10 protein-coding genes are annotated in these 8704 nt (G+C 23.9%); all 10 read right to left on the reverse strand.

The features are described 5' to 3' along the window. Positions 1-252: 252 nt before the first annotated feature. Positions 253-765 (reverse strand): hypothetical protein, encoded by a 513-nt coding sequence (locus OM90_RS11405; protein ID WP_058487003.1) that lies wholly within the window; start codon positions 763-765, stop codon positions 253-255. 18 nt (positions 766-783) lie between these two features. Further along, positions 784-1266, reverse strand: coding sequence for a hypothetical protein (locus OM90_RS11410; protein WP_058487004.1), 483 nt, complete (start codon positions 1264-1266; stop codon positions 784-786). A gap of 18 nt (positions 1267-1284) precedes the next feature. After that, a complete protein-coding gene (locus tag OM90_RS11415; protein WP_242860905.1) occupies positions 1285-1527 on the reverse strand; it encodes a hypothetical protein in 243 nt (80 codons plus the stop codon). A gap of 13 nt (positions 1528-1540) precedes the next feature. Then, on the reverse strand, positions 1541-2428 hold the full coding sequence (locus OM90_RS11420) for a hypothetical protein (protein ID WP_058487005.1): 888 nt from the start codon (positions 2426-2428) through the stop codon (positions 1541-1543). Between the two features lie 24 nt (positions 2429-2452). Continuing rightward, positions 2453-3436 (reverse strand): hypothetical protein, encoded by a 984-nt coding sequence (locus tag OM90_RS11425; protein WP_058487006.1) that lies wholly within the window; start codon positions 3434-3436, stop codon positions 2453-2455. Then, positions 3426-4874, reverse strand: coding sequence for a CpaF family protein (locus tag OM90_RS11430; protein ID WP_058487007.1), 1449 nt, complete (start codon positions 4872-4874; stop codon positions 3426-3428). Before OM90_RS11430 ends, OM90_RS11425 begins: the two co-directional genes overlap by 11 nt. A gap of 16 nt (positions 4875-4890) precedes the next feature. After that, entirely contained in the window at positions 4891-5721 is an 831-nt protein-coding gene (locus tag OM90_RS11435) for a P-loop NTPase family protein (protein WP_058487008.1), read from the reverse strand. Next, positions 5703-6587, reverse strand: coding sequence for a CpaB family protein (locus OM90_RS11440; protein WP_058487009.1), 885 nt, complete (start codon positions 6585-6587; stop codon positions 5703-5705). The genes OM90_RS11435 and OM90_RS11440 overlap by 19 nt, the downstream gene beginning before the upstream one ends. 17 nt (positions 6588-6604) lie before the next feature. Next, positions 6605-7909, reverse strand: coding sequence for a ParA family protein (locus OM90_RS11445; protein WP_242860906.1), 1305 nt, complete (start codon positions 7907-7909; stop codon positions 6605-6607). 117 nt (positions 7910-8026) lie between these two features. Then, positions 8027-8320 (reverse strand): hypothetical protein, encoded by a 294-nt coding sequence (locus tag OM90_RS11450; RefSeq protein WP_058487011.1) that lies wholly within the window; start codon positions 8318-8320, stop codon positions 8027-8029. Positions 8321-8704: the final 384 nt, after the last annotated feature.

Here is an 8704-nt window from a genome sequence, read left to right on the forward strand (position 1 = left end):
TTCTTATTATTGTATTTCTTTGTGTTATTGTTTATTTATTACAATCTTCTCTATTATTGTATCTATATCATGTAGTATTTTCAATATTATTTTTATTTTTTTAATTTTTTACTTTTATAAAAAACTCCTTTCTGGTTTTTTATATTTATTCCAGAAAGGAGTTTTTATTTTAATTTTTACATAATAATTATATTAATAATTTCTTAATTATTGAATAATATTATCTCATAAAATTAATACTTTAGCATATTATTAATTTGGTGCTATCAATAATATATCTTTATTAATTCCTATTTCGAAAAAAGCTAAATTAGGATTAATAGATTCTGCTATCTTCATATAATTTGTTTTAAATCTATATTTACTTTTTATAGTTACATTACATTCAGAAGAAATCCCACTATTTAATTTAAACTTTACAGATATATCATTATATCTTTCATCTATAGAACGAAATATAAATTCTGTAGATTCTATTTGAGCTTCAGACATACTATTTATATCATAAGTGTTAACAAGTTGAACATCTAAAATATCTTGGAAAATTTCAATATATTCTTCTACAAATCTTTTAAAATTAATTTGGTTTGTCTGATTAGCTCTATCTGCAAATTCGTATGATTTAAATATAGCTGATTTTGAAGCTTGTCTAAAAGCATTTTCTATTTGTGATTTATCTATAAATATTCCTAACATTTCAATAAAAGGGAAAACTAATCCTGAGAAAAAAATAATTCCTAATACAGTAAAAGCATATTTTTTCATTATTTTCACCTTATCTATCTATGGAATATCTTCATAATAATCAAGATCTTTATAATATTTAGTTCCTGTAGTCTTTAACGTAAATTCTGCCGGTATAACAGTTTCTATTTTTGTATTATCTAATAAAGGAAATTGAACTAAATATTCTGCTTTAATTGTTATAGTTATTATTTCTCCTCTCTGTAAATATGGCTTTGATATAGAATTAAAATATATCGTTTCATCATCTTCTCCAATAGCACTATCTCCATTAGCATTTTCTACAATAATTTCAATACTATCTGGTCTTTTATTAAAAATAGGCTTATTTTTTAAATCTTCTAATCTCTCTTCATAAATACTATATTTTAAATAATTATCTTGGGCTACTTCTTGAGAAATTTGAAAAGCTTCATATACTATAGTTAAATACCATGGAAAAAAAAACAAAAAATTCATTGTAATAAATAATGCAGTAACTGACATTATTACAGTTATGATAGCCTTTGCAAAACTTTTCATTAATACCACCTAAATATATTACTCATTAACCATTGTTTCAATTAAATTTTGTATATTTTCCCAGAAAAAAGTTATTATTTCCTCCAAAAGTCCATCTCTTAATAAAACTACAACTAACCCTATAACAACTATTGTAGCTACAGTTCCTGCTATTCCTTTGATTCCAAAATCTCCTCTTTCTTCTTTAATAAATTTTATAAATTTTTCTTTTATATTTAATATTTTTTTATTATTAACTATTTTAAATATAATTTCTTTCATTTTAATCCCCCTTTTACATTGAAAATAATTCTAATGCTGAAAACATTTGAAAATAATAATATATTATTATATAAATTCCTAAAATAATGATAAGAATTATTTGTAAACTTTCACTTTTTCGTTTTCTTTTTTCTAATTCAATTTCTAATCTAGTTACTCTTAATTCATCTAATTCATTTTTTAAATATGCCATTTGTGCTAAATTATCATATCCTTTTAATCTTGTTTCTATTACATCACATATTCTTATTACATATTTAAGAGGAACCCTACTTTTAAACTGTTTTAACGCATACTCTTCTCCATATTCTATATCATCTAATATTGTTTCTAATTCTTCTGCCATATCTTTATTCGCATTTGGTAAAAAATCTTTTATAATATCTGCCAAAAAAATATGTACTGATTTTGAATATTGATAAAAAATCATATTATAAAACACTGGTATATCTTTAAGAATATTATTATTTTTTCTTTCAACTATTCTTTGAATTTCATCTATTGGATATAACCATCCTAGTACAATAAAAATCATCGAAGCATAGCCCAATATAGTACTTATTTTTAAAATACAAAAAGAAATCAAAATTGCTAATCCAGAATATAATATTTGCTCTAATCTAACTTCTTCTGGTGTTTTTGTTCTATCGATTCTTTTTAATATATTTAATAATTCCATTCTTTTTATATCACTTATCAAAAAATATTTTCCATACTTTAATGCTATAATTTTTTTTATTCTAACTAATGTGTTTTTAAATTTTTCTTTTTTATTTAATTTAATAAATGACCTTGTATAACTTATCCTTTTATTATCTAAGGGTTTGAAAACATATTTAGAAACATTATATGATACATGAAAAACACAAATAATACAAATAAATTTTGCTATGCCTATCATTATGTTTTTTCCCCTCTATTATCTTTATTCCTTAAAATTATCCTCAATATCATTTTGTAATGATTGAATTCTTGCAAAAGTTAAGCAAATAGAAACTATAACAAAAGTATTTATTACTCGTCCTAATTGAGAAGTTAAAAAGAAAGTTCTAATATCTTTAAATGACATCATATATGCAAAAAATATAACAACTATACATAATTTTAATAAAAAATCTCTATTCATCTTTTTGAAAATCATGTTCTTTTTTATATTAATTTCTCTTAATGCTGCATTCTCATCAACAATATCCAAAAATATATCAGCCATTCCTTTTCTTTCATTATATTCAAATATAATTGCTTTTTTAGCAAAATTGTCAAATTTTCTTCCTAATTGCTTATTTAATATTTCCATAGCTTGTTTAAAAGAATACCCGTAATATTCACAATTATCCACAAATTGTTCAAAATATATTCGAATATTAGAAGGAATATACTCTCTTGATTCAAGAACTTTTTTTATTGCATTAAGAACGCCATCTCTAGCGAGAGGACAAATTAAATCTTCTACCTCCATAATTTGTTGTATTTTTATTGATTTTAATATTCTTGATTTCATAGAAAAAAATGAAAAACCTGCCACTAATAATGCAACACTTACCATTACAGCCAAAGAAATATTTTCTAAAAATAAAACAAATATTGCTATACTAAAACAAAATATACTTATTACTAAAGTATTAAAGCTTTCTAAAGTAAATGGCAAATTAAAATCCATTATAAATTTTTCTACCATTCTATTATAATTAGCTATTATATTTCTTTTTTCTTGTGGATTTATTCTAGCTTTTTTTAGCCTATGAATATGTTTTTTTACATTATAATTATTAATATTTTCTATTATTCCATCTAATATCAAAAATAAGAATTTTTTAATATCTTCTTTGTAATTTAATTCCCATATAGAAGACATTACAAAGAAACTACTTGCTCCAACAGCAAGGCTTAACAATAATTTAAAATCCATCTATCGTATATTCCTCCTTTTCATCTTCTGTCACTTCTTTAGTTAAAAAATCAAATTTTTCTAATTTTATTCCTGATTTTAACATTTTTTGCTGAACCTTTTCAGATATACATCCCACTCTTTTGTGCACTCCTATAATATCCTTTACTTCTCCTGTATCTTTATCTTCTTCTACATCTATACATTCAAATTTATAAATAGGATTTAATATAGGTTTTAAACCCTCTGACCCTAATACTTCTGTAATAGATGTTACTTTTCTTGTGCCATCAGCTAATTTTTCTTGAAAAATAACAAATTTAATTGCACTACAAATATTTCTTAAAGCTAATTCAGCAGGTTCATCAGAGACCATAAGATAAGCTGTTAAAAAACGATAAATTGCATCGGCATCTCCTTCTGCGTGTAAAGTAGTAAAAAAGTAATGTCCCGTCTGAGCTGCTCTTAAAGCTGTTGCAAATTCCTCTGGAGCTCTTAATTCTCCAGGACCAATCCAATGAGGAGATTGTCTCATAGCATTAATTAATAAATTTTCCATAGTTGCAGGACTACTATCATCTTCTTCTGAAACTGATTCATATTGTAAAACATCGTTTATTACGTAATCTTTAGTTTCTTCATTATTATATCTAAGTAATCTTAACTCTGATGGATTTTCTATAGTAATAATTCTACATAAAGGATGTATTTGACGTATTAATATTTCATTTAATGTCGTTTTTCCACTGCCTGTAGGGCCAACAGTAATCCAAGATAAATTAGCCTTAGGAATTAGAGTAAGAAGTCTATACATATTTTTAGAGAATGATTTATTTTTTATCATATCTAATGGTGAAAGAGTTTGTTTTTTAAACTTTCTTATTACAAATGCGGGATTATCATAAGGCGAAATATCTCTATGAGTAGCGTTAACACGAAATCCTTCTACTGTTCTAGCATTAACCATAGGTACTTTAGGAGTAAGTCTAACTTTAGAAACCCCTAATAATTTTGAAATAATTCTTTCCATATGTTCTCTATCAGTAAAATTATTTTCCCATCTTTGAGTTTTCCCATTTTTTTCTACAAAAATTTGGTCAGGAGCATTTGCTCTTATTTCATCAATCTCTGGATCTTGCATTGCTTCAGTTATAGGTCCATACTGCATTATTTCTTCAATTAAAGCATTTTTTAATGTAGCAAGGTCTAAATATCCTTCTACTTCTGGTTTATACGTATTAACATATTCATCAATATATTTTTCAGTAAGTTTTTTCTTCTCTGCTATATCATCAGTCCGTCTATAATAACTAGAAGCTTTTTTACTAATAAATTGCTGACAATGTTTTAATACTTCTTCAAAATTAACAGTAGAATAATTATTATTTTCTATTTCATTTCTTTTATTGTTTTTTTTAGCTTTTTTTTGAAGTTCACTAATTTTTGCCCTTGTAAGCATATCTTCCCCCCTTTCCCTATAATCTTTCAGTTAAAAATTTAATTAAAATTTCCATATTGTATTTATACTTTTTATCCATAAACATACTATCCAATATATAGCTTTTCCCATCTAATGCTAAATTCAATATCTCTTTTCTATGAGGAAATTGACAAATTAATTTAAATCCTAATTCTTTAATAATTTCTTGATCAAAGGGTAATCCATAAAGATTATTTAATATAACATTAGTTAATTTTGCTGTACTACACCCTATAGAAGAAATATAATCTAAAAATTTAGTCATATTATGAGCACAATTAATATGTTCATTCCATACAAAAAATCCAATATTAATATTTTGTATACTTCCTACACAAAGTTCAAAAGCAGGATTATTAGGAATATCTATTAATACATAATCAAACATCTGTTTTAATTCTTCTATTAACCTACTTACTGCTTCTAATTCTATGTCAAAATATTCTTCGAAAAGATCTTGGGGTGAAGATGATAAAATAAATAGATTATTATATTTTGTTTTTATTATTTGCTCACTATAATCCACTTTGTCCGTCTGAAGTAAGGGCAATAGTCCTTGCCCTTTTTTAGGAGCATTACAACCTAATATTTTATACATATTAGGATAAAAAACTTTATTATCTAAAATACATACATTATATTTTTTACTAGCTAGATATGTAGATATATTTGCAATTAAAATTGAACTTTCAGTATTTTCATCTGCAGAAATAAATCCAAAAACATTATCAATGCTTTTTTGTGTTTCTAGCTCATTATATACACGAGCTTTAACTTCCGTAAACTTATTAAATACTCCTTTTAATCCTATTCTTCCTTCAGCCACGATTCAATCTCCTTTTCTAAGGTAGGTAATTGGTCGATTAAATCCATATTCCCTTTTCTACTTAATATTGTAAAAACAAACTCCCTTGCTTCTAATTTTAGTTTACTGTATAAATCTACTTGTTCAGCTGTTGCTTCTAATACTACTGCTCTAGGTTTTATACTTTGAAGGAATTCATCTGTTTTCATTATTTTTTGCCGCTTGTCATTAGATAATTTAAACACTTCTTTATATACTTCATATATTGAACTTCCTTTTGAATTCAATAAGTCTTTAACTCTTATACTATCAAATACAGTTATAACTTCCATATCTTCATTGAAATCATCAAAGTCCAAATAATTAGGAATTTCATCTTCTATGTCTCCCTGATCTGATTGTTTTTTTTCTCTAATAGCTCTTACTCTAATTAAATCTCCAGGCATCAAAATATCTCCACCACATTCTAAAGAATTGTAAGGAATTGTTACAACTTCCATGTCATATTCTAAATCATATAACCATTCATTTCTTTTAGGAATTTCATCTATTATCATATCATTATATAAGATAGTATCTTTTCTTAAATAATATAAAGTATATTTATTTATAATATCATCTATTTGATCGTAAGTTATCATTTCTGGATCATATTCTTTTTTTATCAATGAATACTTTTCAACATTATTTTTTGTAATAACAGTTCTCGCCATAATACCATCTTCTGCTTTTACACGAATGACATCTATAGTTTCTTCTGCTTTTTTACTAGTTTTATCAAGAAATGCATAACATAAAACTGCTATAAATACACTAAGTATGATAGAAGCTAATTTTTTATAAAAATGATTAGTAGGTTTTATATTTTTAATAGAGTTAACCTTCATATGTCAATTCCCCTTATTTATAACAAATTGTCTAATACATCTATGTACTCTGTTTGAAATTCTTTATTTGATGTTGACAATAATATTCCTGTATCTATTTGCTGATTAAAATCATCACTATATGGAATCTTTCCTGCTACCTGGTCATCTAAAATATCATCTAAGTTTTTTATTATTTCCATCATAAGTTGTTGAGTTAATTGTATTCCATTATATGTACTATTATTTTTGTATTTAGTAATTATAGTTTTTGCCTTTATTTTGAATAATTCCAAATCTTTTTCATTGATACTATCTCTAATATCAATTACTGACCTAATCATTGAATGCATATTATTACTTATACATACTCCAATAGAATCTACTAATGAGATAATTTCTCTATACTTTTTAAATTCTTCAATAGGCATATCAATAATAACTAAATTAAAATTTTTTCTCAAATATGATATCAATCCTATTAACCGTTCTATATTAATAACTTCTAACATTTTATCTTTTAAACTTATTGTATATCCTAAACTGATAAGTTTTAGATTTTCATTAACTTTAAATGAATTAAATTCATTAGTTTCTGGCTTTACTAAACATCTTACTAAAGAATAAGCCAAATCTTGTTGTCGATTTATCTTATCTCCAAATTCATTAAAATATAAATTCATTCCCCTATATTTAATATCAAAATCTACAATAATTGTATTTAAATTTTGTTTAGCTGCCATCATAGCTATATTAGCAGCAGTACTTGTCTTTCCCGAATTACCATGACCTGTAATAACAATAACTTTTCTTATACCAGTAGAATACCTATTATCATACAAAGAATACCTATCTTTATTAGAAGCTATTTTATTTTCCAAGGAAACTTTATCTTCTTCTTTCTTTAACTTAAATAAACTCTTCAATTTATGTTTTAATCCTGTATATCCTAAGTTTTGATTTGTTTCATACCTGATTAATTGTTTCTTTATTTTTTCAATATCCCATTTTTCTTCATCATATAATAATATAAAATCCTTATTTTCATTCGAAAATCTCTGTAATTCATCTAAATATTCCTTACTATTACAGAAAAATATTATTTTAATTTTCTCGAATTTTGTTGAAATTATATTTAAAAATTTAAATATAGTATCTTCTAAGTCATCTTCTAAAATAAGACCTTCTTCAAATATACAAATTGTATCTATAGGTATTTCTATACAATTACTAAAATAATCTATAGAATTTGAAACATACTTCAAATATCCTATAACTTCAATATTTTTTATATTATCTAGCTCTTTTTTATATTCATCGTTCCTTTCGCCAGCAATAACCATTATTTTCACGTAATCACCTTTTTTCTAAAATATATGATATATTATATATTTTTCAAATAAAAATTTCAATATATCATAACTTATATTGTTAAAATAAAATATTTAAATCAATATTATTTACTTTGCTTTTTTCATTTTTTCAAGCCTTTCTTTCCTTTCTCTTTCTTCTTCCGCTCTTTCTATTTGATATACCAACCTTTTTAGTCTATATTCTAGTTTTTTTATACTAGAATGTATTCTATTAATGTCATAGTTTACTCCTTTATATTCTCTTAAAAACTGCTTACTTGCTAATCCTTCCCACCAACTATTTAAATTATCAATTTCTCTTTGAAATATATTTTCTATCCCTTTTAAATTTAATTCTTCACTAGCTATTCTTTTTGAACAACTTTCTACTTCTCTTTGCATATATATCCCCTCCTATAAATTCTAAATTTTACATTTTTATAAAAATATTATTAACTAATCTTTTTATAATTTTTCAAAATATTATTTATTCTTACTATTTAAAAATTTTATATTTTTATAAAATAACATTACTTTTACTTTTTAACTATTATCTTGTTATTATTAAAATAAAATTCTTATTATTGCTTTTTTATTTATTTATTACAGTTTTCTCTATTATTATATCTATATCATGTAGTATTTTCAATATTATTTTTATTTTTTTAATTTTTTACTTTTATAAAAACTCCTTTCTGGTTTTTTATATTTATTCCAGAAAGGAGTTTTTATTTTCATTTAAGCACAAATTTTTTACACTACCCAAACCATATTATTTACTTTTTC

This window comes from Defluviitalea phaphyphila (assembly GCF_001466305.1).
In the GTDB taxonomy this organism is placed as follows: Bacteria; Bacillota; Clostridia; order Lachnospirales; family Defluviitaleaceae; genus Defluviitalea_A; species Defluviitalea_A phaphyphila.

Excerpts from the sequence above, each read along its gene's own strand:
- OM90_RS11430 (WP_058487007.1), bottom strand. The coding sequence starts at position 4,874 with ATGCTTACAAGGGCAAAAATTAGTGAACTTCAAAAAAAAGCTAAAAAA.
- OM90_RS11440 (WP_058487009.1), bottom strand. The coding sequence starts at position 6,587 with ATGAAGGTTAACTCTATTAAAAATATAAAACCTACTAATCATTTTTAT.
- OM90_RS11405 (WP_058487003.1), bottom strand. The coding sequence starts at position 765 with ATGAAAAAATATGCTTTTACTGTATTAGGAATTATTTTTTTCTCAGGA.
- OM90_RS11410 (WP_058487004.1), bottom strand. The coding sequence starts at position 1,266 with ATGAAAAGTTTTGCAAAGGCTATCATAACTGTAATAATGTCAGTTACT.
- OM90_RS11450 (WP_058487011.1), bottom strand. The coding sequence starts at position 8,320 with ATGCAAAGAGAAGTAGAAAGTTGTTCAAAAAGAATAGCTAGTGAAGAA.
- OM90_RS11420 (WP_058487005.1), bottom strand. The coding sequence starts at position 2,428 with ATGATAGGCATAGCAAAATTTATTTGTATTATTTGTGTTTTTCATGTA.
- OM90_RS11415 (WP_242860905.1), bottom strand. The coding sequence starts at position 1,527 with ATGAAAGAAATTATATTTAAAATAGTTAATAATAAAAAAATATTAAAT.
- OM90_RS11445 (WP_242860906.1), bottom strand. The coding sequence starts at position 7,909 with ATGGTTATTGCTGGCGAAAGGAACGATGAATATAAAAAAGAGCTAGAT.
- OM90_RS11425 (WP_058487006.1), bottom strand. The coding sequence starts at position 3,436 with ATGGATTTTAAATTATTGTTAAGCCTTGCTGTTGGAGCAAGTAGTTTC.